This is a genomic window from Aliidiomarina sedimenti, from assembly GCF_003986955.1.
Taxonomy (GTDB): Bacteria; Pseudomonadota; Gammaproteobacteria; order Enterobacterales; family Alteromonadaceae; genus Aliidiomarina; species Aliidiomarina sedimenti.
Genome location: NZ_PIPN01000003.1, coordinates 166,716 through 192,316 on the forward strand (window position 1 = coordinate 166,716; position 25,601 = coordinate 192,316).

Annotated in this window: 22 protein-coding genes; 15 read left to right on the top strand and 7 right to left on the bottom strand. The window is 52.4% G+C overall.

What is annotated here, in order from left to right; all coding sequences use genetic code 11:
* Positions 1-49: 49 nt before the first annotated feature.
* The 3 genes from CWE12_RS07775 to CWE12_RS07785 form a co-directional block, all read right to left on the bottom strand.
* The gene (locus CWE12_RS07775) at positions 50-1,432 is read right to left on the bottom strand and encodes an alkaline phosphatase (RefSeq protein WP_157981946.1); all 1,383 of its coding nucleotides are present in this window, start codon (positions 1,430-1,432) and stop codon (positions 50-52) included.
* 47 nt (positions 1,433-1,479) lie between these two features.
* Complete coding sequence (gene smrA, locus CWE12_RS07780; RefSeq protein WP_157981947.1) at positions 1,480-2,073, bottom strand: DNA endonuclease SmrA; 594 nt, start codon at positions 2,071-2,073, stop codon at positions 1,480-1,482.
* 121 nt (positions 2,074-2,194) lie between these two features.
* Positions 2,195-3,358 (bottom strand): DcaP family trimeric outer membrane transporter, encoded by a 1,164-nt coding sequence (locus CWE12_RS07785; RefSeq protein ID WP_241984166.1) that lies wholly within the window; start codon positions 3,356-3,358, stop codon positions 2,195-2,197.
* Between the two features lie 168 nt (positions 3,359-3,526).
* On the opposite strand from CWE12_RS07785, the gene acs reads away from it, so the two are divergent.
* From acs to CWE12_RS07825, 8 genes are all read left to right on the top strand, one after another.
* Positions 3,527-5,470, top strand: coding sequence for an acetate--CoA ligase (gene acs / locus CWE12_RS07790; protein ID WP_126789139.1), 1,944 nt, complete (start codon positions 3,527-3,529; stop codon positions 5,468-5,470).
* A gap of 38 nt (positions 5,471-5,508) precedes the next feature.
* Positions 5,509-6,168, top strand: a complete 660-nt coding sequence (locus CWE12_RS07795; protein ID WP_126789140.1) for a response regulator transcription factor — start codon at positions 5,509-5,511, stop codon at positions 6,166-6,168.
* 99 nt (positions 6,169-6,267) lie between these two features.
* On the top strand, positions 6,268-8,103 hold the full coding sequence (locus tag CWE12_RS07800; protein ID WP_126789141.1) for a methyl-accepting chemotaxis protein: 1,836 nt from the start codon (positions 6,268-6,270) through the stop codon (positions 8,101-8,103).
* A gap of 22 nt (positions 8,104-8,125) precedes the next feature.
* On the top strand, positions 8,126-11,578 hold the full coding sequence (locus CWE12_RS07805; RefSeq protein WP_126789142.1) for a PAS domain-containing hybrid sensor histidine kinase/response regulator: 3,453 nt from the start codon (positions 8,126-8,128) through the stop codon (positions 11,576-11,578).
* A gap of 293 nt (positions 11,579-11,871) precedes the next feature.
* The gene (locus CWE12_RS07810) at positions 11,872-12,138 is read left to right on the top strand and encodes a DUF4212 domain-containing protein (protein ID WP_126789143.1); all 267 of its coding nucleotides are present in this window, start codon (positions 11,872-11,874) and stop codon (positions 12,136-12,138) included.
* Positions 12,139-12,141: 3 nt separating this feature from the next.
* Complete coding sequence (locus CWE12_RS07815) at positions 12,142-13,851, top strand: sodium:solute symporter family protein (protein ID WP_126789144.1); 1,710 nt, start codon at positions 12,142-12,144, stop codon at positions 13,849-13,851.
* Positions 13,852-13,926: 75 nt separating this feature from the next.
* Positions 13,927-15,771 (top strand): DUF294 nucleotidyltransferase-like domain-containing protein, encoded by a 1,845-nt coding sequence (locus CWE12_RS07820; protein ID WP_126789145.1) that lies wholly within the window; start codon positions 13,927-13,929, stop codon positions 15,769-15,771.
* Between the two features lie 15 nt (positions 15,772-15,786).
* On the top strand, positions 15,787-16,470 hold the full coding sequence (locus CWE12_RS07825; RefSeq protein WP_126789146.1) for a 3'-5' exonuclease: 684 nt from the start codon (positions 15,787-15,789) through the stop codon (positions 16,468-16,470).
* Positions 16,471-16,482: 12 nt separating this feature from the next.
* On the opposite strand, the gene CWE12_RS07830 is transcribed toward CWE12_RS07825, so the two are convergent.
* Entirely contained in the window at positions 16,483-17,652 is a 1,170-nt protein-coding gene (locus tag CWE12_RS07830) for a flagella assembly protein FlgT (protein WP_126789147.1), read from the bottom strand.
* Between the two features lie 95 nt (positions 17,653-17,747).
* Here CWE12_RS07830 and CWE12_RS07835 point away from each other — a divergent pair, with 95 nt between their 5' ends.
* Complete coding sequence (locus CWE12_RS07835; protein ID WP_126789148.1) at positions 17,748-18,203, top strand: LPP20 family lipoprotein; 456 nt, start codon at positions 17,748-17,750, stop codon at positions 18,201-18,203.
* Between the two features lie 477 nt (positions 18,204-18,680).
* Here CWE12_RS07835 and CWE12_RS07840 read toward each other — a convergent pair whose 3' ends face one another.
* The 3 genes from CWE12_RS07840 to flgA all read right to left on the bottom strand — a co-directional run bounded on the left by CWE12_RS07840 (position 18,681) and on the right by flgA (position 20,204).
* Positions 18,681-19,106 (bottom strand): flagella synthesis protein FlgN, encoded by a 426-nt coding sequence (locus CWE12_RS07840; protein ID WP_126789149.1) that lies wholly within the window; start codon positions 19,104-19,106, stop codon positions 18,681-18,683.
* A gap of 11 nt (positions 19,107-19,117) precedes the next feature.
* The gene (gene flgM, locus CWE12_RS07845) at positions 19,118-19,426 is read right to left on the bottom strand and encodes a flagellar biosynthesis anti-sigma factor FlgM (protein WP_126789150.1); all 309 of its coding nucleotides are present in this window, start codon (positions 19,424-19,426) and stop codon (positions 19,118-19,120) included.
* A 73-nt stretch (positions 19,427-19,499) separates the two neighbouring features.
* Entirely contained in the window at positions 19,500-20,204 is a 705-nt protein-coding gene (gene flgA, locus CWE12_RS07850; protein ID WP_126789151.1) for a flagellar basal body P-ring formation chaperone FlgA, read from the bottom strand.
* A 209-nt stretch (positions 20,205-20,413) separates the two neighbouring features.
* Here flgA and CWE12_RS07855 point away from each other — a divergent pair, with 209 nt between their 5' ends.
* The 6 genes from CWE12_RS07855 (at position 20,414) to flgE (ending at position 25,452) form a co-directional block, all read left to right on the top strand.
* A complete protein-coding gene (locus CWE12_RS07855; protein WP_126789152.1) occupies positions 20,414-21,370 on the top strand; it encodes a chemotaxis protein CheV in 957 nt (318 codons plus the stop codon).
* A gap of 93 nt (positions 21,371-21,463) precedes the next feature.
* On the top strand, positions 21,464-22,297 hold the full coding sequence (locus tag CWE12_RS07860; protein WP_126789386.1) for a CheR family methyltransferase: 834 nt from the start codon (positions 21,464-21,466) through the stop codon (positions 22,295-22,297).
* Positions 22,298-22,522: 225 nt separating this feature from the next.
* Positions 22,523-22,921: a flagellar basal body rod protein FlgB gene (flgB, locus tag CWE12_RS07865; RefSeq protein ID WP_126789153.1), complete on the top strand. Its 399-nt coding sequence runs from the start codon at positions 22,523-22,525 to the stop codon at positions 22,919-22,921.
* 1 nt (position 22,922) lies between these two features.
* Positions 22,923-23,372: a flagellar basal body rod protein FlgC gene (flgC, locus tag CWE12_RS07870; protein WP_126789154.1), complete on the top strand. Its 450-nt coding sequence runs from the start codon at positions 22,923-22,925 to the stop codon at positions 23,370-23,372.
* A gap of 15 nt (positions 23,373-23,387) precedes the next feature.
* Positions 23,388-24,086: a flagellar hook assembly protein FlgD gene (locus CWE12_RS07875; protein ID WP_126789155.1), complete on the top strand. Its 699-nt coding sequence runs from the start codon at positions 23,388-23,390 to the stop codon at positions 24,084-24,086.
* Positions 24,087-24,120: 34 nt separating this feature from the next.
* Positions 24,121-25,452, top strand: a complete 1,332-nt coding sequence (gene flgE / locus CWE12_RS07880; RefSeq protein WP_126789156.1) for a flagellar hook protein FlgE — start codon at positions 24,121-24,123, stop codon at positions 25,450-25,452.
* Positions 25,453-25,601: the final 149 nt, after the last annotated feature.

A 25,601-nucleotide genomic window follows, 5' to 3' on the forward strand; every position in this document is an offset into this window, starting at 1 on the left:
CCGGGCCCTCCCACGGGGCAGAAAAAAGCCCGCGGCGCGGGCTTTTTGATTAGTGGGCTTTTATCCACTCGATGAATTGGTTGGCGATGTCGGTGTGGTCCTGACTGCCACGGAAGCGGTCGGCCCATGGACCGGCGGCGATAACGGGGACGTCTTCGCCGGTGTGGCCACCAGTGGTCCAGCCGGCGCGGGTGTGGTAGTTGAGAATGTCGCGCAGGACGTCGTTGATTTTGTTGCGGCGATCATCGCCCTGGTATTCGGCGACGTCGGCGATGGCTTGCTGTTGATCGGTGCTTAGCGGGTATGGCAGATGGGTTTCGATGTAGCCTTCCCAGTCGATCCAGGGCATGTCGTTGAGGTCGATTGCCATGCTACGCAGGGCGCGGCCCTGGCGGCGTACTTCAGCGGCGCGGAACTGATAAGCACCGTCTGCACCCAGGGTCAGGCCGCCGGTTGAATGGTCAGCGGTGACCACCAGGGCGGTGTCGCCTTGCTCTTCGACGTATGGGATCAGGAATTCCAGTAGCTCGTCGAGCTCGGCCATTTCGTGCATGGCGCAACCGATGTCGTTGCCATGACCACACCAGTCGATCATTGAGGCTTCGATCATCAGTACATAAGGCTTGTCGGCATTGTTAAGCAAACGCAGGCTTTGTTCGGTCATGTTCTTGAGGCGCGTCTGATCGTCGATGACGTTCGGCAGGTTGCGCTCTGCAAAGAGGCCAATCAGGGGCAGGCGTTGCTGGGTCGCCAGTTCTTCGAAGCTGGTGACGACGCGCATGCCGTTGTTGCGAAAGTATTCGAGGTGATCAACGGCGTCATGCTCGTCGCTGGCAGGGCGAACAAAAAAGTCTTCACCGCCGCCAAGGAGTAAGTCAAAGCGCCAGTTGCCATTGTCATCGAGGCTGGCGAACTGGTCGGCAATGTCATTTTCCAGGCGGCGGCTTTCGCTATGGGTAAAGAAGGCGGCGGGCGTGGCATGGGTTACCTGCACGGTGGCAATGGCCGCGGTTAACATATCGCGCTCATTGGCATAGGCCATCATGCTTTTAACGGGGTCCCGGTCAGGATCTACACCGATGGCACCGTTGTAGGTTTTGACGCCGGAGGCAAGGGTGGTCGCACCGGCTGCGGAATCTGTGACCAGGGTTTCGTCAGCGGGATAGGTTGAGGCAGCGCCGACCAGATACTGGTCGAAAATAGTCTGTTCAATGTCGGCACGGTCGGTCATGCCGCGGCCGTCTTTAAAGTAGCGATAGGCGCTAAGGTATGGGAAACCCATGCCGTCACCGATAACCAGGATCAGGTTGCGCGGGGTTTCAGCGCCAGGTTCTGCCGTTTGCGCAAAACTGGTAGCCGGGGTGGCGGTGGTGAGCGCCGCGAGGATAAAGAGGCTGCTGAGCAGCGGCTTGGTGATTACTTTATTAAACATCATTGATCCCATGTATCACAACTATAAAAACCGAGAGCGAGTGCTTGCTAGCGGCGCCGGTTACGTTCTTTGTTGGCTATCTTAGCCGCGTTATTTTTCCGTATCATGACATAAGTTGCACCTAATCCGCCATGTTCGGGGCGGGCGCTGTGTGCGGCCAGGACGGGCTCGAGTTGCGGCAACCATTGTCCGCAAAGACTTCTGAGCAAACCAGGCTTGGGTTGGCTGTGTTTGCTCATACCATGAATAATGAGTGCATTACGCACACCACGCTGATAACAGTCGTGAATAAAATTGGCTAAAGCATGCCGCGCCTGGGTCACGTTATGTTGCTGTAAACTAAGGCTGGCACTGGGCGTATAGTCGCCTCGCTTAAGGCTTCGGAAGACTCCATCCTGCACCCCGTCGTGACGCCAGCTGATAACTTCACCCGGTTCAAGCCAGTGTTGGATAATTTCGCTCAAGGCGTCAGCGGGTTGATCCTGTGCTTCGGCTGCGGCGGCCTTCTGGCGTTCAAGCTGGGCTAGCGTTGGGGTAAACGCCTGACGGATGTCGCCTATCGTGTCATGTTTTAACGGAACGACGTCATCGCCAAGTAAGCTGTCAAAGCTATCGTCCTGAGAACGGTTGTTGTCGTACATAGGCACCTCCATCCATATCGTATGGACCAGCGATTATATCAAAAGTGGCAGCAAGGAGGAAAAAAAAGCCGCCCTAAGAAGGGCGGCTAAACAGGTTTGGACCTATGTAAACGGTTTCAGCTTAGAACGAATACTGCGCTGAAAACTGCACCCGGTCCATGTTGCCGTCAGCGCCGCTAAGCAATTCACGGTTGGCGCTGCTATATTCGCCGCCGACGACCAGGCGTTCGTTGACCTGATACATCATGTTGATTGCGTAACGCTGAGTACTGTCGTTGGCTACCGGACCTGCGAGCTCCATCTGGTTGTCGATGTCAGCACGTGAGTAAATCAGGTTGGTGCGCCATTTCTCGCTCCACACATGACGGTATGCAAACGAGAAACCAGTGACGTCAATCGCATCAAGATTGAGGTCTTCATTAATAATCGCACCGTTGGCGACATTAATACCGACGTAACGGCCTAACCCTGAACCATGCACCACACTGGTACGGATGTCGTGTGGGCCAATGTCCCATTTCATGGCTAAGCTGGCGCCGAACGCGTTCTCAGTGTCATCAACGCCTTGTTGACGCAACTCGAGGCGACGGTAGATACCGGCGATACTAAAATAAACATTATCCAGCTTGGTTGCCCAGCGCGCCGTCAGGTCGGGCATGGCAGTGTCGCCGGAGGTGATGCGGCCGGTACCACCCTGATACGGCGTTACTGTGGTTTCCGGTGCTTCAACAGAGACTGATAAACCATTGTCAAAGGTGTAGCGGATTTGTGGCTGACGGTTAAACACGATGCCGTCGGCGACGCCAACGAAGTCCGGTGCTTCAGGAATGATCGCTGTCTCCTGGAAGTTACTCCAGAACTGGCCAACCCGCCAGTTGCGATAGTCAATGAAAGCATGACGGACGCGAGGGCTGTAGGAGTTGGTGATACGTTTATCACCCCCGGCGGTGCCAAGGAAATCGAACTCGACGTAGCCGCTGATGGTTTCACCATTGGACAGTGTTTGCTTAGCTTCGAAGAAGAAGCGCGATTCACGTGCGTGGAAATCTGTAACCGTGCTGGAGTCCCCACCACCTACAGGGGTCAGGCCGGGAATATAGAAATCACGGCCAATACTACCACTGGGTAAAGTACCATCGTCAAAGTGGCTGGTCATAACGTCCAGCTTAATATACCCACCAACACGATAGTCTGTGTCTGCGGCGGCACTTGTCGAAACACCTAAGGTAGCTAGACTCAGAAGGGCGCCGGCTACAGCGCTCGAAACGAGGTTGTTGTTGCTCATTTTATTCATTCTGCTAACCCTTTTTTTTAAGTAGAGAGAGTGAGAGAGTGTGAAGGTAAATCATCGGGCAAGGCGCCATTATAGGTCAATCTAGACTATGGTCTAATAGGTTTTTGAGGGTCTTAGCGAGTACAACTAGTACCACATTTGAATGACGGAGGAGTAGTCATGGCACAAGCTCATTATCCAATGCCAGCTGCACTAAAAGATGAAGCTCGCCTGGATGCTGCCAGGTACCAGGCGATGTATAACCAGTCGGTTCAGGACCCAGAATCCTTTTGGGCTGAACACGGCAAGCGGATTACCTGGTTCACCCCATACACTGAGGTGAAAAATACGCACTTTGGTAAAAATGACGTGCAAATTGAGTGGTTCCGCGATGGCACCCTGAATGCCTGTTACAACTGTGTGGACCGTCATCTGGCCGAGCGTGCTGATAAAACAGCCATCATCTGGGAAGGTGACGATGTCGACGAGCAGAAGCATATCAGTTACCGGGAGCTGCACGAGCAGGTCGCGAAATTTGCCAATGGTTTGAAGAAGCTAGGCGTTAAAAAAGGCGACCGGGTGGCTATTTACATGCCAATGGTGCCGGAAGCGGCCTATGCAATGCTCGCCTGTGCCCGTCTCGGGGCTATTCATTCAGTGATTTTTGCTGGTTTTTCGCCCAACGCGATTGCCGATCGGGTGAATGACTGTGGCGCTAAAGTGGTTATTACGGCCAACGAAGGGCGTCGCGGTGGTAAAGGTGTGGCGCTGAAAACCAATGTTGATAAAGCAGTTGCAGACAATGCATGCCCATCAGTTAGTAGTGTGGTGGTCTTCAAACATACCGAAACAGAGGTGCCCTGGAACAGTGAACTCGACGTGTGGTGGCATGAGCTGATTGGTGATTGCGACAGCGACTGCCCGGCCGAAGTCATGCAGGCTGAAGATCCGTTGTTCATTCTTTATACCTCAGGCTCAACCGGCACACCAAAAGGTGTGCAGCATACGACGGGTGGTTACATGGTGTATGCCGCTATGACCCATGAGTATGTGTTTGACCTGCGCGAGGACGATGTCTATTGGTGTGCCGCCGATGTGGGCTGGATTACCGGGCACAGCTATATTGTGTACGGTCCGTTGGCCAATGGTGCAACGACACTGATGTTTGAAGGGGTGCCTACCTATCCTGACGAGACGCGGATTGCGAAGATCGTCGATAAGCACCAGGTTAATATTCTCTACACAGCACCCACTGCGATCCGCGCGTTGATGGCGAAAGGTGACGCAGCGGCGCGGGGCAGTAGTCGTGACAGTTTGCGCATTCTTGGCTCGGTCGGTGAACCGATTAATCCGGAAGCCTGGGACTGGTATTACAACTGCATCGGCAATGGCAAGTGCCCGATTATGGACACCTTCTGGCAGACGGAAACGGGCGGTATCATGATTACGCCATTGCCAGCGGTGAAAGATATGAAGCCGGGTGCGGCGATGACGCCATTCTTCGGCGTGCAGCCTGCACTGGTGGACAACGAGGGCAATAAGCTTGAGGGCGTGGCCGAAGGCAATCTGGTGATTGCCGATTCCTGGCCAGGTCAGGCGCGTACCCTGTGGGGCGACCATGAGCGCTTTGTGCAGACGTACTTCAGCACCTACGAAGGGTATTACTTCACCGGGGATGGTGCCAAAGTCGATGAAGACGGTGACTACATGATTACCGGTCGGGTCGATGATGTGTTGAACGTATCCGGACACCGTCTGGGCACCGCTGAGATTGAAAGTGCGCTGGTTGCTCATGAAGCGGTGGCGGAAGCGGCCGTGGTCGGTTTTCCGCATGATATCAAGGGGCAGGGTATTTATGTCTATGTCACTGTGGTGGAAGGAACCGAGCCGACTGATGAGCTGCGCAAAGAATTGATTCAATGGGTGCGCACGGATTTAAGCCCGATAGCGACCCCGGATCATATTCAGTTCTCACCAGGATTGCCGAAAACACGTTCGGGTAAAATCATGCGCCGGATCCTGCGTAAGATAGCCGCTAACGAGCATGATAGTCTGGGTGATACATCTACGCTTGCTGATCCGAGTGTGGTAGAGTCATTAATCGAAAACAGACTAAATAAGTAAGGCCGTCAGTAGTTTGGACGGCGCAGGTTAGAGGCGTTATGACCAAACTATTAATAGCGGACGACCATCCTTTGTTTCGCGAGGCGCTGCAAGGCGCTCTCGCGACTCATTTAGATAACCTTTCTATTGTTGAAGCTGACAGTCTTGAAAGTACCCTCGAGGTGCTGAACGACGATGACGACATTGATCTGCTGCTACTCGATTTACATATGCCGGGCAGCGGTGACCTGTATGGTTTAATTCGGATCCGCGAAGACTTCCCCTTGCTACCTGTAGCTATTATCAGCGGCACCGAAGACCCGGCGGTGATTGGCCGTTGTATTGGCTTTGGCGCGCTTGGCTTTATTCCTAAATCGATGTCCTCTCAGCAAATCGCTGAAGCCATTGGCACTATTCTGGAAGGTGATGAGTGGGTGCCGGAGAGTTTACGCTCGCAGATGCAGGCGTTGTCCCAGGAAGACATTGAGCTGGCAGACAAGGTGGCCGCGCTAACGCCACAGCAATACCGAGTGCTTTACCATGTGCATGAAGGCCTGCTGAATAAACAGATTGCCTATCAGCTTGGCATTACTGAAGCTACCGTGAAAGCGCATATGACCGCAATTTTTCGCAAGCTGGACGTCTACAGCCGTACCCAGGCGGTGCTTTTGGCCGAACGTCTGCAGCTGGCGCCGCCAGATGATAATACCCGTGTCTGATGTTTAGAGCGTTTAAAAAAACAGCAAAGAATTAACAAAGATTACAGTTTTAAGTGTTTATAATTGCGCCAATTTTAACCAGTTGGAAAAGTTTTTTTTATGCGCTCCCTTTCTATTAAACATCGTTTAATCCTCAATACCGCCATTTTAGTGGTTGGTTTGTTGATTATTCTTGGCCTGAACCAATACCAGGCATCACAACAAACGGAACTGGGCGAAGCGCAGCGACTCAACGAACGACTTGTGGCCGATATGCTGATGTTGCGTCGCAATGAAAAAGACTTTTTAATGCGCGCAGAAACGCGTTACCTGGCTACCTTTGATAGCAACGTCAGCACATTGCAGACGCATCTGCAGCAGCTTGCAGATATTCTTGAAGAGCAGCAAATTGACCGTTCTCATTTAGAATCCTTTCGCCGCAATATCCGTCAGTACCAGCAGGGGTTTTCAAAGGTCGTCGCGGCCACGGAAACACTCGGTTTAACCGATGAAGACGGCAGGACTGCGGAGCTGTTACAAAGCGCGAATCGACTTGATAACGCGGCATCCGCGGAAGCACGCGTTGCTATCATGCAATTGCATGCACTGCGCACCAGTTTCATAGTAAACCCGGATCCGGCTTTACGTGCTGAATTTGAACAGCAGGCTAATGCCCTGAATTCTCAATTATCATCGTCTGCACAGCCGTTGCTGACTCGCTACCAACAGGCATTTGCGCGCTATGCCAGTCAACGTGAGGTGCTTGGTGTGGATGAACGCAGCGGATTGATGGGCGAGATGCGAGCCGCGGTTCATCAAACTGAGGTCAATCTTGAGGAGTTGAGTGAGGTGGTCGAACAGGCGTTGGCCAGCAGCACGCAAAATTTATCGCGGATGATCCTGTTGGTGTTTGCCCTGGTTCTGGGACTGGTTGTTTTATTTAACTTACTGATAAGCCGGAGTATTATTCGGCCAATTCTGAGCATGCAAAGCGTCATTCAGCAGATTGCGGTGAACAAAGATCTGTCGATACGTCTTGATACTGAGGGCAACGATGAGGTGTCGTCGGTGGCAGTCAGCTTCAACCAGATGATGACAGACTTTGAGAGAGTCATCGGCAATATGGCGACGGCGGCGAATCAACTGGCAGCGGCGTCCCAGGAACTCAGTACCGTCAGTGATGAAGTCAGTGGTATTGCCCACAATCAGGAAGAGCAGACGGCAATGATCGCGACGGCAATCACCGAAATGGCGGCGGCTATTCAGGAAGTTGCCGGCAACGCACTGGCGGCTTCAGAAGCGGCGGACAAAGGCGCGACCGAAGCAAATGCGGGGCAGCAAAGTATTACCCGCAATATCGATTCGATGGAGCAGCTGCAAGGCGCAGTCACTGGCACCAGCGAGCGGCTTCAGGTACTCAATGAACGAACTCACGAAATCAGTAAAGTGGTCAATGTTATTCAGGATATTGCTGAGCAAACCAATTTACTGGCACTCAATGCAGCCATTGAAGCGGCACGTGCCGGAGAGCAGGGCCGTGGTTTTGCGGTAGTTGCAGATGAAGTCCGTACCCTGGCTGCCAATACCAAAGCCTCCACGCAAACCATTCATGAAACGACCGAGCGGTTGTTACGTGGCGCCCGGGAGGCGATGGAAGCGATGCAAGTGTCGGCTGATCAGGCGAGTGAAAGTGGCAACCTGGCGGCGCAGGCCGGTGATTCATTTGCCCGCGTGTATGACTCGATTCAACAGGTTACCGAAATGGGTATCCAGATTTCTACCGCGACTGAAGAGCAGTCGTCAGTGGCGCATGATATTACTGAAAATGTGAATAAAGTTGCTGACAGTGTCCGTCAGGTTGTGACCGGTGCGCATCAGTGCGCCTCGTCTAGTCAGGAGCTGGCGCGCCTTGCTGCGGATTTGCAAGATGAGGTAGCGCAATTTAAAGTAAGCTAACAATAAAAACACTAGGATGCAGATGAGCTGGATACTGATTGCCTCAGGGCTTGCTTATATAGGGCTGCTGTTTGTCATTGCAGTCTGGGGTGATCGGCGCAAGACCAGAGGTTACCGCTGGAGTCTGCATCCGAGTGTATACGCGCTGTCTCTGGCCATTTATTGCACCTCGTGGACCTACTATGGTGCCATCGATAACGCAGCCACCAATGGCTGGAGTTTTCTGCCTATTCTGCTTGGCCCTATGCTGCTGTATATATTTGCGCTGCCCATCGTGCGCAAGCTGGTGGCGGTCAGTAAGCAGCAGAATATCACCTCCATCGCGGACTTCATTGCCTCGCGTTATGGCAAGCGGCATAAAATGGCACTGGTGGTTACTATCATTGCCGCGTTGTCGATTATTCCCTATATCGCACTGCAGCTTAAAGCGGTGGGGATCAGTTTCACCACCATCCTCGGCACCGACGATCCGACCGCCGCCTATTCATTAAAAGAACTCGCCGTGGCTATCCTGATGGCCGCTTTCGCGATCATGTTTGGAACCCGCCATATTGATGTGACCCAGTACCGTAGCGGCATGATGCTGGCGATTGCATTTGAGTCCGCGGTCAAGCTGTTGGCACTGGTGGTGTCCGCCATCGTCGCCTGGTATCTGCTGCGTAGCGGGACTTCATTAAGTCTGACTGCTCAGTTGCAGACCCTGAACCTGGGTGAAGGCTGGAGTTTTAGTCAGGCGCTGACGCCCATGTTCATGGCGCAGCTGTTCATGGCCGCTGGTGCTATTTTGTGTTTACCACGTCAGTTTCATGTCACTGTGATTGATAATGTGCATTTGTCACACCTGAATACCGCGCGCTGGCTATTTCCACTCTATTTAATGCTGACCTCGCTGGCTATCGCGGTTATTGCGATTGCCGGGGTGACCCTGTTGCCGGATGCAAGCGGCAATTATTCCTTGCGCCTGCCGCTTTCGCAGGGCTTTGATGCATTGACAGTGTTTGTCTATGTCGGTGGTATCTCAGCGGCCACGGCGATGGTGGTGATCGCCACGCTGACCCTGAGCACTATGGTCAGCAACGACGTGATTATGCCGCTGGTTCTGAAACGTGATGTGACCAGAATGCCCCAGGCGCGGCGTTTTTACCGCAAGCTGTTGCTGGTCCGGCGGATTGCGATTACCAGTATCCTGCTGATGGGCTGGTTATGTTACCACCTGCTGTTGGCGCAGCTCGATCTGGTAAGTATGGGCTTACTCGCATTTTCGGTGGTGTTGCAGCTCCTTCCCGCCGTACTTGGTGGTTTGTACTGGCGACGCGGGCATGCTCAGGGGGTTTATGCCGGTCTGTTAGTTGGCTTTGGGGTGTGGCTGATGACCATTTTTCTGCCCATCGTCAGCAGTGCAAATCTGAGTGAGACGCGGGTTGATGAGATCATTAGTTTTGGTGCCATGTATAGCTTCGCCGCCAATCTGATTGCGTATGTTGTGTTCAGCCTGATTGCGGTGCCGAGCCTGATTGACCGGATTCAGGCAATGGCGTACGTGCGTCCGCGGGAGTCTGCTCCCCAAAGTGAGGGCACCCGTCACCACAGAGCACGTGGACGCGATATGAAGATGCTGATGCAGACCTTCCTCGGCCGTGAGCGCACGGAGCAGCTGGTTACCGACTACACCCAGCGCCATGAACTGCAACTGAATGCGGTCGCTGATGAACAGTTTATCGACTTTACCGAACGCGCGATTTCCGGCGTATTAGGCGCGGCAACTGCACGTTCGCTGGTGCGCGCTGCGTTAAATGACCGGCGTCTGAACATTGAGGAGGTGGTTCACTTTTTCGATGACACCACACAGGCGCTGCAGAACCAGCAGTCAATTATGTTCAGTTCGCTGGAGAACCTGGCGCAGGGCATATCTGTAGTCGATGCAGAACTGCGCCTGGTGGTCTGGAACAAACGCTATCTGGATCTGTTTGAGTACCCCGACGGGATGGTGCAACCGGGGCGCCCGATTGCGGATATGATCCGTTACAACGCCGAACGGGGCGAATGTGGACCGGGAGACATCGATGGGTTGGTAGAAAAACGACTGCGGCACATGCAGCAGGGCTCACCCCATCGCTTTATCCGTCGTCGCAGTGACGGACGTATTATCGAAATGGTCGGCAATCCGTTGCCAAGCGGCGGCTTTGTCACCAGTTTCACCGATGTGACTGAACATATCGAAACCCAGCAGGCATTAGAAGATGCCAACATTGACCTGGAAGCGCGGATCGAAAGCCGGGCCCGCCAGGTGCGCGAGGTCAACCGCGAGCTGACCGAAGAAATCGAACGCCGACGTGAAACGGAAGAAGCACTGAAAGGCGCGAAGGCAGAAGCGGAGGCGGCTAACGCCAGTAAAACCCGTTTTCTGGCGCTGGCCAGTCACGATATTTTGCAGCCGTTGAATGCAGCCCGCTTGTATCTGGAAGCGATCGATCACGGTCAGCTGGATAGCAGAAATAACCAGTTGCTGAATAAAGTCGATAACGCGCTGGATTCAACAGAGAATCTGCTGTCGACCCTGCTGGCGATCGCCAAGATGGAGCAGGGCGCCCTGCAACCGAAATTAAAACACGTCGATTTGGATACGGTGTTACAGCCATTAGTGGCCGAATATTCGGTGCTTGCGGAGCAGCGTAAACTCGACTTCCGTGCCTACACGCGTTCACAGGTGGTGGTGCATACAGACCCCACCTATCTGCGCCGTATCGTACAAAACTTTTTATCCAATGCGATCAAATATACCGAGCGTGGGCGGGTTGTGCTGGGTGTTCGGTTACGTGGCCGGCTGGTGGAAATCAATGTGTGGGACACCGGGCCAGGTATTCCGGAGCAGCAGCATGTACGAATTTTTGAAGCCTTTATTCGCTACCACAAAGGCTCAACCAGTGGTGTGGGCCTTGGTCTGTCGGTGGCGCAGCGGATGGCTAAACAGCTGGACTGTCCGATCCGCGTGCGTTCGGTGCTAGGCCAGGGGAGCTGTTTTTCGGTGCGCATACCGATGGGCGAAGCGGTCCACGTGGTGCGGCAGAAAGCACAGACGGTCAGTCGGGTGCAGACTTCGGCAATGCATTTCGTCTGTGTCGATGACGATCCGGAGAATCTCAATGCATTGCGAGCTTTATTGGAGAAATGGGGCTCGACCTGCAGCCTGTTTACCCGCGCTGACGATGCCATTGAATATGCTAAGTGTCATCCGAAACCGGATGGTGTCTTATTAGATTATCAGCTGGGCCATGAAGGTGACGGCCTGACCCTGGCAGCTGAATTATTGCAGATATGGGGTAAACCCTTGCAGGGTGCGCTGGTGACGGCGGTGCGTGAACCTGAGGTAAAAAAAGAAGCGCGCAAGTTGGGACTGCAGTTTGTCGCTAAACCGGTTAAACCGGCACAACTCAAAGCTCTGCTACAGCATGTGCAGCGAGCTAACCGGCGTTGATGTTGTTGTAGATTCAATGGGGGCGAGCGCGGGGCTTGAACGTTGAATTGGTGGGTTTGGTTGGGTTCAATGAGGGCGAGCGCGGGGCTTGAATATTGAATTGGTGGAGCTAATTCAATATTCAAGCCCCGCACTCTCAACAGATAGTCGTAGAAAAGGGGCAGTACGACCTTGGTCGTACTGCCCCTTTTCTACGACTATAGTCCAATTCCCGTTTTTCCATTCACTGATAAAGTCGCTAATGACCCAATAAGTATAACTTTCACAACAACAACTAACTGGAGGGCGTTCATATGGCATTTGAATCTGCAGATCATGCCAAAGCCTACTGGAAAGAAAACCTGTCGCTGATGGTCAAACTACTGTTTGTCTGGGCGCTGGTTTCTTTCGGATTCGGCATATTCCTCGTTGACGTACTGAACCAGGTGCAGTTTTTCGGTTTTAAACTGGGCTTCTGGTTCGCACAACAGGGTGCGATTTATACCTTTATCGTACTGATTTTTATCTATATTCGGCAGATGAACAAGCTGGATAAAAAATACCAGGTCGACGAGGAGTAATCGATGGATATTCAAACATTAACCTTTATCGTCGTTGGCCTGACGTTTGCCCTTTATATCGGAATTGCGATTTGGGCTCGCGCGGGTTCAACCAACGACTTCTACGTAGCAGGCGGTGGTGTTCCACCAGTAGCGAACGGTATGGCAACCGCTGCTGACTGGATGTCAGCTGCATCCTTCATTTCGATGGCCGGCCTGATTTCATTCATGGGGTATGACGGAAGTGTCTACCTGATGGGCTGGACCGGCGGTTACGTATTGCTGGCGCTTTGTTTAGCTCCGTACTTACGTAAATTTGGTAAGTTCACAGTGCCAGACTTTATCGGCGACCGTTATTATTCACAAACGGCGCGCACGGTAGCTGTATTCTGTGCCATCGTGGTGTCCTTTACTTACATCGCAGGTCAGATGCGTGGTGTTGGTGTAGTCTTTAGCCGCTTCCTCGAAGTTGATATCACCGCCGGTGTTCTTATCGGTATGGCGATGGTGTATTTCTACACCTTGCTGGGTGGTATGAAAGGCATTACCTACACCCAGGTTGCGCAGTACTGCATTCTGGCATTCGCTTATACCGTCCCTGCGGTATTTATTACCTTCCAGATGACCGGGCATATCCTGCCGCAAACTGGTTTCGGTGCAACCCTGGCTGACGGCTCTGGCGCTTACCTGCTGGAACGTCTTGACGGCTTGTCACGTGAGCTAGGTTTTGCCGCGTACACCGAGGGGTCACGGGCAACACTGGATGTGTTCGCGATTACGCTGGCACTGATGGTAGGTACAGCTGGTTTACCACACGTTATTATTCGCTTTTTCACCGTTCCTAAAGTAAGTGATGCCCGTCGTTCTGGCGGTTGGGCGCTGGTATTTATTGCTGTGGTTTATACCACTGCGCCGGCCATCGCATCGATCACTAAGGTGAACGTGCTGGATACTATCAACGGACCTGATCAGCAAGGTGTAATGTATGAAAATGCACCAACCTGGATCTCAAACTGGGAACAGACAGGACTGATTCAGATCAGTGAGGAAGCTCGCGCAGGCGAAGAGCCAATGTTCTTCTCCAACGATGACCGTGCTAACACCAATGTCGATGCTGATATTATCGTTCTGGCCAGCCCGGAAATTGCGAACTTGCCTAACTGGGTCGTAGCCCTGGTAGCAGCTGGTGGTGTAGCCGCCGCACTGTCTACGTCGGCAGGCTTACTGTTGGTTATTTCCAGTTCGGTCTCGCACGACTTACTGAAACGGACCTTTAAACCAGATATTACTGATAAGCAGGAGCTTTTGGCGGCACGTATTGCGGCAGGCTTCGCGGTTCTTATCGGTGCGTACTTTGGTATTAACCCTCCCGGATTCGTGGCGCAGGTGGTCGCCTTCGCGTTCGGTCTGGCAGCGTCATCCTTCTTCCCTGCGATTATTATGGGTATCTTCCATAAGCGCATGAATAGTACGGGTGCGATTGCCGGTATGGTGACAGGTATCGTGTTTACCCTGGCATACATTATCTACTTCAAATTCATGAACCCGACGGCGGGACCAGATGAATGGTTCATGCAAATTTCGCCGGAAGGAATTGGCACTGTAGGTATGCTTCTGAACTTCATCGTTGCTAATATTGTGCTGAAGTTCACGAAAGAATCGCCAGCGGAAATCCAGGAATTGGTCGAGTCTATCCGCTATCCAAAAGGATCGGGTGCGGCGACAGGCCACTAACTTCAGACAGCGTGATTAGTCATGCACTCTGATAACAATGGAACCCCCGGGCGTTAAGCTCGGGGGTTTATTTTTATGGCTCTAGATTTACAGGATATGGCGGATTTTCTAAAGCAAACGCCGCCTTTTGATGCACTCGATAACGCCCGGTTTGACTACGCTCTGGACCATGCTGAAGCGGTGTATGTCAATCAACACAACCGCGAAGAGATACTGCGCGAGGGACACCCAACCTTATACGTGGTGCGTTCGGGTACCTATGACCTGACCGATAAGCACGGCAAGTTTATCGAACGGCTGGAAACGGGCGATGTATTTGGTTTTCCGGCACTACTTAGTGGGCGGACGATTACCAACCAAATAGAAGTGCTGGCTGATGGCATCCTATTTTGCTGGGATGCAGCCACCTTCGCCTATCTGCGCCGCTACTCTGAACCCTTTGAGCGCTACTTTATGCAGGCGCAGGAGCGCCGGTTACTGGTCGAGCATCGTGGCGAGGATTCGACCCCAGACTGGACTGAGCGCGATATAGGGAGTGTCATTTCACGCCCTCTAATCAGTATTGGCAGTGACACCAGCATTCAGCAAGCAGCGATTTCAATGAGTGAGAATAAAGTGTCAAGTTTACTGGTAGTGGATGAAGGACACCTTCGCGGGATTATCACCGACCGTGATATCCGCAACCGGGTTGTGGCCAAGGGTATGGATTACGGGGTGGCGGTAACCGCCGTGATGACCCAGATGCCGGAAGCGGTCTACACCCGGCAGAGTTTATTTGATGCACTGACAATGATGAACCAGGCAAATATTCACCACTTACCTGTGTTGGATGACGAAGAGCGGCCGGTCGGAATGATCACCACCACTGACCTCATGAAGCAGCAGCGCAGCGAGCCGGTGTTCTTAATGAATGCGCTGTTTAAAGCGCAAAGCCGCGAAGCGTTGGTCGAGGAAGCACAGAACATACCGCATTATCTGCGTACTTTTGCCACCCGGGTCAAAGACATTGGCATGGTCGGCCGGTTACTGGCCTCACTGACGGATGGCATGACACGCAAGCTGATTCGCTTGTATGAGCATGAGCATGGCGCCGCACCCGTTGCCTATGCATGGATGGCTTTTGGCTCGCAAGCACGCGAAGACCAAACCCTGAGCTCGGATCAGGACAACGGTCTGCTGTTAGCCGATGGGGTCAAAGAGGGGCAGCGCGAGTACTTTCATAAGCTCGCTGAATTTGTCTGCACAGGTCTGGCGGACTGCGGCATTCGTTTGTGTCCGGGTGATGTGATGGCGATGAATCCGAAGTGGAACAAAACCTCGCTGGAATGGCAGCAGCAGATTAAAAAATGGGTTCAGTCGCCGACGCCCGATGCGATAATGCATAGTATGATTTTCTTCGATAGCAGAATGATAGCGGGCAACCAGCAGCTCTATCGACGACACCGTGAAGCCATTGGCAAAATTGCCCAGCGCGATATTTTTCTGGGTAATATTGGCCGTCATATTGGGGAGCTAAATGTCCCCCTGGGGCTTTTTAACCGCTTGCGCACGAAAAGTGAAAAGGGCGGTGATTACATTGATATTAAAACCCAGGGCGTTGCCGTTATTAACGACATTGTGCGCCTGTACTCATTAATCGAAGGCTTAACCATGCCAGCGACTCCAGCGCGGTTGCAGGCGCTGCAGAGCCATAAACTGCTCACGGCCAAAGATAATCAGAACCTGCTTGAAGCCTGGCAATTTTTAACCCAGCTACGGCTGTCGCATCAGTTAAGGTTGCAGGGTGACTCCACTGAGCCGGTGAACTCCATTGACCCGGAAACTTTAAGCACGCTACAGCGACGCCAATTGAAGGCTGCTTTTAGTGTGATCAAAGATGCGCAGCAAGGGGTTGGTTTCAAAGTGGGGCGAGGGCTGTAAGATGGTGGCTGAGCGATGCTAATTAGCCTGCTCGATAAACTTGGCCAGCTCGGCCAGGGCATGCAGTCGAATATAATTAACAGCGATGGCCGCGAGCGGCAGGCCAGCCTTCAGGGGGCGTGGCAACAAGCCCGTTATGTTGCCCTGGACCTGGAAACCGATGGTTTAGACCCTGAGCAGCACCGGATTCTGGCGATCGGCTGGGTGCCCCTGAAGGTGCCACGGATTGCGCTGAATGCGGCGGATTACGGGGTGATTCAAAGTGACCAGCCGCTTAGCCAAAGCGCGGTTATTCACCAGTTGTCTGAACACGATATTCAGGGCGGAGAAGCCCTGGCTAAGGTGCTTAAACGGCTGGCAAAAAGCCTGGATGGGGCGGTGCTGGTGGCGCATCATGCCGGGTTTGACTGGCAGTTTCTGCAGCGCGCTTTTAGTCAGCAGGGTATTGCATGTAAGCCACTGGCGCTGATGGACACGTTAAAACTTGAACAGACTCGTCTGCAACGCCAGAAGGACTGGCTCGAGAAAGGCGAACTGACACTGGCGGCGTGCCGGCAACGCTATGGATTGCCGCCAGTGCGGCAACATCATGCCTTAAGTGACGCTGTGGCCTGTGCCGAGTTGTTTCTCGCTCAGGCCTATAAGATAGTCGGTTCGCAAAAGACCTCGCTGAAAGGACTATTGCGCTACTCGAGGTAAGCAGTGTGGTGCTTATCGCACCACTACCCGGTCATTGACCTGAATGTTACTGCCGACTTCGTCATCTGCGACACGGGTCAGTGCGGAAGAACGTTCGACCTGGGCGACAGTCAGCTGGTACGGGCTGAGCACCCACTGTTCACGATAAATGCCCTGATCATCAATGAAGTTGCCACGATGGTAGATATGCAGGTTTTGTCCTTCGTCGACCCCATGATTAGCGCCCAGATTGACGGTGACCTGGTTACCACTCACTGCGATGACCTGGCCCTGAGGCTCTTCGCAGGACAGCCGTTCATCGACACCATAGACCAAATCCTGCATCCGTTCCTGAATCAGGTTGCCATAGGCACTGCTCCAGAAGCGCTGGCCGAAGGGGTCAACTTCTTCGTTGTAATCAAAGTCCCACACTGTCTGCCCACGGACATTGGCGCGGGTAATTAAGTCACCACTGGATGCTTCAAATACATACAACGTCAGCGCCATATTGCGGTTCTGTTCGGCAGGTGTCCAGAAGGTGTAATTGGTTCCGCGTTGCTCGGTGCTAATGTCATCAAAAACCGCCGCCATCACATATTGGGCATCCGTTTCTTTGCCGATACGGCGGGCAAATCCAGCCATCGCCTGATCGTTGTTAGCGGCACGCATATCGGTCAGGCCGACTTTGCGCTCAATCCGGTGTTCCAGGAATAAGGTGTTGCTGTGCTGTGCCAGCATTTCTGCGAAACGTTGTGAGGCCGCGCGTTCAAGATCCCATAATGCACCATGGCGCGCCTGTTCAGCCCGCGCCAGTTCAAATGGTACAATCGACACCCCTTTGCGGAAACTTGCTGCCGGGCAATGTTCTTCGTCCTGACGGATATTGGCGCGGATGGTGACCTCAATGCGGTTATCACGTATCCGTTCGCGGACAATCTCTGCCTGCTCAATTGAGCCTTCAGCACTCCATTCAAAAAAGTCGCCGGTCAGCACACCATCCACGACCTGCTCGACACTGGCGACCCGACCGCCTGAAAAATCAAGGCTTTGCCGCAGCGCACTGGTCACGGCCTCAGAACGTGCCGTTTTAACGTCATTGTTTACAATCGGCGCACTACCGGTACTCTCGTACCATTCAGCCTGGGCCGGTAAGGCCAGGCTAAGTAAAGTGAGCAGGGCACTGAATAAGAAAACTTTCTGCATGGGTCTTTCCTCACGAAATTTGTACTCAACTATGCAGCTTTTGTGCCGATAGAGAATAAACGCTAGTAACAATACACTAGATCAAGGAGTCGAGCATGTTACGCAACCTTATTATTGCCGCCAGTATTGGCTTATTGTCTGCCTGCAGCAGTATGGACCGGCATGTCGAATACACCACAGTAACCCCAGAGTCATTCCCGGAGCTAACCGCTGTTGGCTACGCCCCCATTGCCAAGCAAAATGGTGGGACAGAGCAGGAGCGAGTGCTGCAGGCAATGCGTGCATCGCGCCTTGAAGCGTACCGTGAACTGGTTGAGCAAGTGCAAGGCGTACGCATTAGCGGAACCAGCGAAGTCAGCGACATGATGCTTCGCGACGACCAGTTCCGCAGCCAAATCAGTGGCGTTATCCGCGGTGCCGAAGTAGTCCGCAGTTACCCAGTCGGCGACGACTACTACGCCACCGAACTGCGCCTCGACTTCGAACAGGTCCACAACCTCTACATCGCAACCGTACGCCCCACCAAAGTCGATCGGATACTCTACTACTAGTAACCACTCACCACCAAAAAGCCCGCGCCGCGGGCTTTTTGCGTTGGCGCGCAGGGCGGGTGCCGCTGGCTGCGCGGGCGCGGTGTGCAGGGCTGACCGCTTTGCGGACGGGCAGGGGTTCTGTTTTGGGGGACGCCGCAAGTACGTCCCTGTAGGCTCGGTTCGCGCATCCATGCGCTCAACGCCCCCAAAAGCAGAATCCCCCACCCGCCCACGAGGTCAACTCTGCGCACCTACTACCCGCGCAGCCAGCGACACCCGCCTGGCCATGAAAGATTGGTCATAACTGAATCGAGTAAGAAGCAGTGAGAAGCCCGGAAAAGGTTGGCGCGGGGGATGAGGCGATGTGCTTTGCTGGGCGTCTCGCGCATGGATGCGCGAGCCGAGCCCCCAGGGATGGGTTTACGGCGTCCCAGCAAACACATGCCTTGTCCCCCGCAAAGCCAACCTTTGCCGGGCTACCGCTAAGCTGCGAGTTTAGGCTTTGATGCTGGAGCCGGATGGGCCGGTCGAGGTTTTGCCTTTGTTGGTGTAGGTTACTGTGGTGCCGGTGTAGGCAGCCTGAATGCTTTGTTTTAGGTTTTGAATGCGACCGAGTGTCATGCGTACGATTTGGCCGTTGACTTCGTTATTGGTCTGGCAGGATTCCATCAGCTGGATAATTTGTTTGCGCTTGTCGCGCAGTTGCGGATGGGTGGAGATGATTTCTTTTTGCGGATGCTCGGCGATTTGCTCGTCCAGGGTTTGGATCTGGTCGAGCAATGCCTCTTTTTGATCGGTCAAAGTTTCCAGCGCAGGGGCAGCGCGCTGGACTAGCAGTTGTTTCTCGCTCGCCTGTAGTTCCACCAGTTGCGTCAATTGCGCAATCTGCTGTTCTAATAGATCAGCAAGCAAGGCAGCCATGGGTAAGGGCCTTATTCTCCGTTACCGAACATGTCAGCTTCAAAACTGGCAATGTTGGCAGCGAGACGCTCAGCGTCAATTGAATAGTCGCCATTGGCCAGCGCTTGTTTAATACGCTCGACTTTGGCTTCATCAACGCCAGAGTTGTTTTCTGCACGGCGCTGCAACTGCGCGAGCTGTTGCGCTTGCGGTGTCAGCGAAACCGCGTCCTGACGAGGTGCAGACTGAGTAGTCTGGGCTTCTGCCGGACGTGATTGTTGTTCAAATTTAGTGTTCAGTTGAGTGTTGTTGACACTCGAGTTTACGTTATTGATAGCCATAATTTGCCCCTAGTAATATCTAACCTACGCCAACCTTATCGGCGTTGCAGTAATAAACTTTAGTCGAATTTGTTTAAAAAACGACACGTACTTCATTGCTGCCTGAAACCACTGCCTGGACGTCCCGGTTGGAGCGGCTATTGCGCACGGTGATGCGGTCACCCATCAGGCCATCGCTGCGGGCAACCCCGGTTGCGCGAACTTCCAGCCCATTGGAACCGGAGATGATTGTAACATTCTGACCGCGGCAAACAAAGCAGGTATGACGCGCCTGGATTGCCTGGTTGGTACCAATTCGGCGTTTTATTTGCGCGCCGAGTAACTCGTCGATATTGGTGTGTGCTGAGTCGCGTAACTGGTGAATGTCGACGTGGTTAAATTTTACGTCACTACGGCCGATAACATCCCCAGGAGACAGCGGGCGCGCGGCTACTACAATGGCGCGCATTTGCTGAATACGTACTGGAATAAACAGCCGCCAGCCTTCGTAATCATGGCACTGAATTAATACGGTGGTCTGGCGGTCGAGGGTTGCGTTGTTGGCCAGGTTGACGTCAATGGGTTGCTGGCAGGTGCGGATACCCATACGTGGGTCGAGTGAGCCGGCGCTGACTTCAATTCGGTCATCGCTGGATTCACGCGCGATCAATGACTTGACGTGGTCTTCGGCCAGGGTAACCAGCTCGGCTGGGCCATACTGAGTGGCCTCGGTGCTGTGAGCACTGAGGGGGACAGCGACGATGGTCAGAAATAGCGTCAGCATTGTGACAGCTTTCATGCAGAAGGCCTCATGTTTTGTCCAGGTTGCCTGTGTTACATCACGTACATGTACTGGACAGCACTATGCGACACGGGCAAAAAAAGGTATAACTAGACTAGTGTACGTCAATCTTCCGACGTAACAGGAATTAGCTGGAAAAGCATGCAATACCTGTGCCTGGTAGAGGGTTAGACAAGAAAACACAGCAACACATCACGGAGAGCAACATGGCAGGTATTTTAGACTCGGTAAATCAACGCACTCAACTGGTCGGTCAGAACCGTCTTGAGTTATTGTTGTTCAAGTTGCACGGGCGTCAGCGGTTTGGCATCAACGTGTTCAAAGTTCGTGAAGTTTTGCAGTGCCCGCGGCTTACGGCATTGCCTAAACGCAATGCATTTATTCGTGGTGTAGCCCATATTCGTGGCCAGGCTGTGTCGGTTATTGACCTTAGTATGGCCACTGGTGGCAAGCCAATCGACGATATCCATAATCGTTTTGTGATTATTGCCGAGTACAACCGCACGGTGCAGGGTTTCCTGGTTGAAGGTGTCGAGCGCATTGTAAATATCAACTGGGAAGCGGTGATGCCGCCACCGAAAGGGGCGGGGCGTTACAGTTACCTGACGGCTGTGACTGAGATTGACAACGAATTGGTTGAGATCTTAGATGTCGAAAAAATCCTTGATGAAATCAGTCCATTGAGTACCGATGTAAGCGAAAGCGTACGTGAGCAGAGTAATCCGCAAACACTCGAAGACGTGACCATTTTGGTCGCAGATGACTCGACAGTGGCGCGGAACCAGGTTAAACGAGCATTGAGTTCGCTGGGCGTAAAAATGGAAGTGGTAAAAAACGGACGCGAAGCGCTGGACTGGTTAAAGGCGAAAGCAAAAGAGGTGGGCGGCGATATTTCGCCTCACGTACCGCTGATGGTTTCGGATATAGAAATGCCGGAGATGGATGGCTACACGCTAACGGCTGAAGTCAAAGCGGACCCGGATTTGAAAAAAATGCATGTCATTTTACATACGTCGCTCAGCGGTGTGTTTAATCAGGCGATGGTAAAAAAAGTCGGTGCTGATGACTTTATTGCTAAATTCCATCCGGATGAGCTGGCGGGTGCGGTGCAGAAATGGTTGAAAACTGATGAACCTGCGGCGCAAGCACAAACGTCGGCATAGCACTGAACCACCATGCAAATTGAAAGAAAAGATATAAAGAACGCATGAAGAATGACACGACCAATCATATGAATAACGTAGGGATAGCCATTGGTGAATGATCGCGAGCTTGATATAGCGGATTATAACCAGTTCAGACAGTTTCTCGAACACCAGTGCGGCATTGTACTGGGCGAGAACAAGATGTACCTGGTTAAAAGCCGGCTAGGTCCCCTGATGAATAAGTTTAGTATCGATTCATTGTCAGAACTGGTGCGTCGTTCGATGGCGATCAGTGAACGTGCATTGCGCAGTGCAGTGCTGGATGCAATGACCACCAACGAAACCTTGTGGTTTCGCGATGTGTACCCGTTTGAATTACTCAAAACGAAACTGTTTCCTGAGTTTGCCAATTTAAAACGGCCGTTAAAAATATGGTCGGCTGCATCGTCCAGTGGGCAGGAAGCCTATTCTATTGCTATGAGTTTGCTGGAGTTTAAGCAGAAGAACCCTGGTGCGCTAAGCCATGGCATCCAGGTGGTGGGGACGGATATATCGAACAAAGTACTGGCTCAGTCGAAAGAAGCAGTCTACGACGGTTTGTCGCTGGCACGTGGGTTAAGTGACGAGCGCAAAAAACGATTCTTTGAGCCTGCCGACGATAATAAAATGCAGGTGAAAAAAGAAGTCAGTTCGATGGTCTCGTTTCGCCATTTGAACTTGCTGGATAGCTATTCATTGCTGGGTAAGTTTGACATTATATTTTGCCGCAACGTGCTGATTTACTTTTCACCGGATGTGAAAAAGAAAATTCTCGCTCAGTTTCGTGGCTCTCTGAACCCGGATGGTTATCTGATTCTGGGTGCATCGGAATCGATTTCTGGCCTTAGCGAAGATTACAGCATGATCCGCTGTAACCCCGGTATTATCTACCAACGTAAAAACTAACTTTTCTAAGCGGCAGCCAATTGCCGCTTTTTTTATAACCGTCTTTCAACACACCCTGGCGCGGGGCTTGAATATTGAATTGGGTGGCCTTTGATTGGTCAATTCAATGTTCAAGCCCCGCGCCCGCCCTCGTTGAATGGGGGATTTAGCAGATGTTTGTCTTTGCCGCCACCTTTGGCACAGTGCTTGCTTATGTATTTGCAGTAATGAATAAGCGAGGCTGTTATGGCAATTGGTATTGATAAAGGTTTAGGTATCCACCCGCATGCGCTGCTCGCCCGAGAAGCACGTGCCACGGTGCTGGCGAGTAACATCGCGAATGCTGATACTCCCGGCTATAAAGCAAAGGATATTAATTTCCAGGATGCGCTGCAGCGGGTGCAAAGTCGTTCCGGTTACAGTATGTCCCGAACCCATAGCAAGCATTTTGAACTGGACTTGCAAGCCAATAATCGCGAGCAATATCGCGTTCCAGATCAACCAGATACAGGTGATGGCAATACTGTAGATGTACAAGTGGAACGGAATTTGTATATGAGAAACTCTATGGAATACCAGGCAAGTTTACAGTTTCTGAATGACCGTATATCAGGCATGAAGAAAGCCATTACCGGAGGCCGTTAAAATGAGTTTGTATAATGTTTTTGATGTAGCAGGCAGCGCGATGAGCGCGCAGAACCTGCGTCTGAATACCACGGCCAGTAACCTGGCAAACGCAAACTCAGTGAGCAGCTCGGCTGGCGAGACCTATCGCGCCCGTCATCCGGTTTTTGCGACTCAACTGCAGCAAGCTATGCAGGGCCGACCTGGTCGAGAAAGTCTGATGCAGGAAGACTCAGCGGTCGGAGTTAAAGTCATGGGTATTGTGGAAGACGAGACACCTTTGATTGTGGAGTACTCGCCGAATCATCCGATGGCGGATGAAGAAGGCTATATCTACAAGCCGAATGTCAATGTAATGGAAGAGATGGCAAACATGATGTCGGCCTCTCGTTCGTACCAGACCAATGTGCAGATCGCGGACTCAACGAAGCAGTTGCTGAGTCGTACTTTGCGCATGGGCCAGAACCAGTAGGTGAGGTAACCAAGAATGGTTGACAATGTAAACAACAATAGCTCGCCCTTAAAGGATCTGTATTGGACTCCTGAAGAGAGTGCTGAGGCGGCGAAACCGGAAGACGCGCGCTTAGGTCAGGAGGACTTCTTTAAGCTTCTGACCCAGCAATTAAGCATGCAGGATCCGAGTAAGCCGGTAGAAAACGACCAGATGATCGCCCAGATGACCAGTTTTACTATGGCTGAGGGAATCACCGGACTGAGTGAAGAATTCAAAGACTTCGCGGAAAGCATGACCTCGAACCAGGCGTTGCAGGCATCCAGTCTGGTTGGCCGGCAAGTGCTGATTCCGTCTGATGTCGGTCACTTCGATGGCAGTAAGCCGGTAGAGGGCATGGTTGCTACCGAACAAACGACTCAGAATACAACGTTGCGTATCGAGAATGAAGCCGGTCAGGTTGTTCGTACTATCGATATGGGAACCTTACCAGCGGGTCAACACCGTTATAGCTGGGATGGTTTAGACGATAGCGGCGAAGCTGTGCCGGCTGGCGATTACAAAATTGCCGCCAATGGCCGGGTCGGTGGTAGCAGTGAAGACCTTATGGCGCTGACCTATGCCAATGTTGAAAGTGTAAGTACAGGTGGTCAACGTGGAATCGTACTAAACCTGGAATCCATCGGACGCATCGACTTTAAAGATGTTATTCAGATTACAAACGGTAACGGCTAATTAGCTGAGCCCATAAAAAATAACGAGGTGACGTATGTCATACTTTATCGCTCTAAGTGGTTTATCTGCATCGCAACGCGATTTGGATACCAGTTCAAATAATGTTGCTAACGTAAATACCACGGGCTTCAAAGGCTCACGGGCTGAGTTTGGTGATGTGTATGCATCATCGATCTTTACCAACAGCCGAACTAAAGTCGGTGACGGTGTGCAAATTCAGCGCGTAGCCCAACAGTTCAGTCAGGGTACCCTGGACTTTACGGAAAACTCACTGGACATGGCCATTAAAGGTGGCGGGTTCTTCGTGACTGCGCCAGAGCAAGGGTCGCAAGACTACAGCTACACCCGTTCAGGTGCGTTTAAAATGGACCGCGATAATTACATCGTGGATAACTCCGGCGATTATCTGCAAGCTTATCCAGTTAATCGTGAAACAGGCGCAAACTCTTCAACTGCGTTGAGTACCACAGGTCCGGTCGAAATTCCGACTACCGCCGGTTCTCCGCAAGCCACTGACGAGTTGTATCAGTCAGTCAACCTGGATTCACGTGAGGACGCCATTCTGGATCCATTCGATCCGACGGATGATGCCACCTATAGCCATTCAACGTCTGCTACTGTGTATGACTCACTGGGTGAAGCGCACACTGTTACCACTTACTATGCACGTCGTGATGATGCCGCCACGGGTGAGACGCAGTGGGATGTGTACAAAACCGTGAATGGCGACATGCAGGATTTTGCGGCACCAGGCGGAACACTGACTGCAGATGCAACCTCGGGTGGTAATACGGGTGTTCGCATTCAGTTTGATGCAAGTGGCCGTCCTGCAGGACCTGACTTAACCGCAGACGGATATTTCGAACCGGGTGAATTCACGTATACACCGACCAGTGGCGCGGATCCTCTAGATATCGTTTTCAATTTCCGTAGTGAAGGTGGTAGCGCGACGCCGACTCAGTTCGCTTCAGCGTTTGAGTTACAGGCTTTGAAACAAAACGGCACCACCGTTGGTCGATTGACCAATGTCGAGATTGACGAGAATGGTCTTATCGCTGCTGAGTACTCCAATGGTTCAACTCAGTACCTGGGCCAGGTGGCTTTGGTGCAGTTTAATAATGACCAAGGACTGGAGCAGGTTGGTGGTACCAAGTGGCGTCAAACCAATAACTCGGGTGAGGCAATCACTGGTAAAGCGGGTATTGGTACCTTTGGTGCTATTGAGTCATCGGCGCTGGAAAACTCCAACGTGAACCTGACTGAAGAACTGGTCGATATTATAGTGGCGCAGCGTAACTACCAGGCGAACTCGCGTTCACTGGAAGTGAACAGCACCTTGCAGCAGACTATTCTGCAGATCCGTTAATAACGGCAACACGTTGAAGAAACGGGCGCTATGGCGCCCGTTTTTGTTTCTGCTCTACCTTTCTTACTCCCCCCATCAAAAACTTTCTGTATTAACGTCCGTCCATCTCCAAAGTTGGCACAGCTCGTGCATTAATCACTACATAGACT

Bases quoted from the DNA above. Each gene is read 5' to 3' on its own strand.
- flgE (WP_126789156.1), top strand. From the start codon at position 24,121: ATGTCATACTTTATCGCTCTAAGTGGTTTATCTGCATCGCAACGCGAT.
- flgA (WP_126789151.1), bottom strand. From the start codon at position 20,204: ATGAAAGCTGTCACAATGCTGACGCTATTTCTGACCATCGTCGCTGTC.
- CWE12_RS07805 (WP_126789142.1), top strand. From the start codon at position 8,126: ATGAGCTGGATACTGATTGCCTCAGGGCTTGCTTATATAGGGCTGCTG.
- CWE12_RS07825 (WP_126789146.1), top strand. From the start codon at position 15,787: ATGCTAATTAGCCTGCTCGATAAACTTGGCCAGCTCGGCCAGGGCATG.
- flgM (WP_126789150.1), bottom strand. From the start codon at position 19,426: ATGGCTATCAATAACGTAAACTCGAGTGTCAACAACACTCAACTGAAC.
- smrA (WP_157981947.1), bottom strand. From the start codon at position 2,073: ATGTACGACAACAACCGTTCTCAGGACGATAGCTTTGACAGCTTACTT.
- CWE12_RS07835 (WP_126789148.1), top strand. From the start codon at position 17,748: ATGTTACGCAACCTTATTATTGCCGCCAGTATTGGCTTATTGTCTGCC.
- CWE12_RS07810 (WP_126789143.1), top strand. From the start codon at position 11,872: ATGGCATTTGAATCTGCAGATCATGCCAAAGCCTACTGGAAAGAAAAC.
- CWE12_RS07875 (WP_126789155.1), top strand. From the start codon at position 23,388: ATGGTTGACAATGTAAACAACAATAGCTCGCCCTTAAAGGATCTGTAT.
- flgB (WP_126789153.1), top strand. From the start codon at position 22,523: ATGGCAATTGGTATTGATAAAGGTTTAGGTATCCACCCGCATGCGCTG.
- CWE12_RS07785 (WP_241984166.1), bottom strand. From the start codon at position 3,358: ATGAGCAACAACAACCTCGTTTCGAGCGCTGTAGCCGGCGCCCTTCTG.
- CWE12_RS07830 (WP_126789147.1), bottom strand. From the start codon at position 17,652: ATGCAGAAAGTTTTCTTATTCAGTGCCCTGCTCACTTTACTTAGCCTG.
- CWE12_RS07815 (WP_126789144.1), top strand. From the start codon at position 12,142: ATGGATATTCAAACATTAACCTTTATCGTCGTTGGCCTGACGTTTGCC.
- CWE12_RS07855 (WP_126789152.1), top strand. From the start codon at position 20,414: ATGGCAGGTATTTTAGACTCGGTAAATCAACGCACTCAACTGGTCGGT.
- CWE12_RS07840 (WP_126789149.1), bottom strand. From the start codon at position 19,106: ATGGCTGCCTTGCTTGCTGATCTATTAGAACAGCAGATTGCGCAATTG.
- flgC (WP_126789154.1), top strand. From the start codon at position 22,923: ATGAGTTTGTATAATGTTTTTGATGTAGCAGGCAGCGCGATGAGCGCG.
- CWE12_RS07800 (WP_126789141.1), top strand. From the start codon at position 6,268: ATGCGCTCCCTTTCTATTAAACATCGTTTAATCCTCAATACCGCCATT.
- CWE12_RS07795 (WP_126789140.1), top strand. From the start codon at position 5,509: ATGACCAAACTATTAATAGCGGACGACCATCCTTTGTTTCGCGAGGCG.
- acs (WP_126789139.1), top strand. From the start codon at position 3,527: ATGGCACAAGCTCATTATCCAATGCCAGCTGCACTAAAAGATGAAGCT.
- CWE12_RS07775 (WP_157981946.1), bottom strand. From the start codon at position 1,432: ATGTTTAATAAAGTAATCACCAAGCCGCTGCTCAGCAGCCTCTTTATC.
- CWE12_RS07820 (WP_126789145.1), top strand. From the start codon at position 13,927: ATGGCTCTAGATTTACAGGATATGGCGGATTTTCTAAAGCAAACGCCG.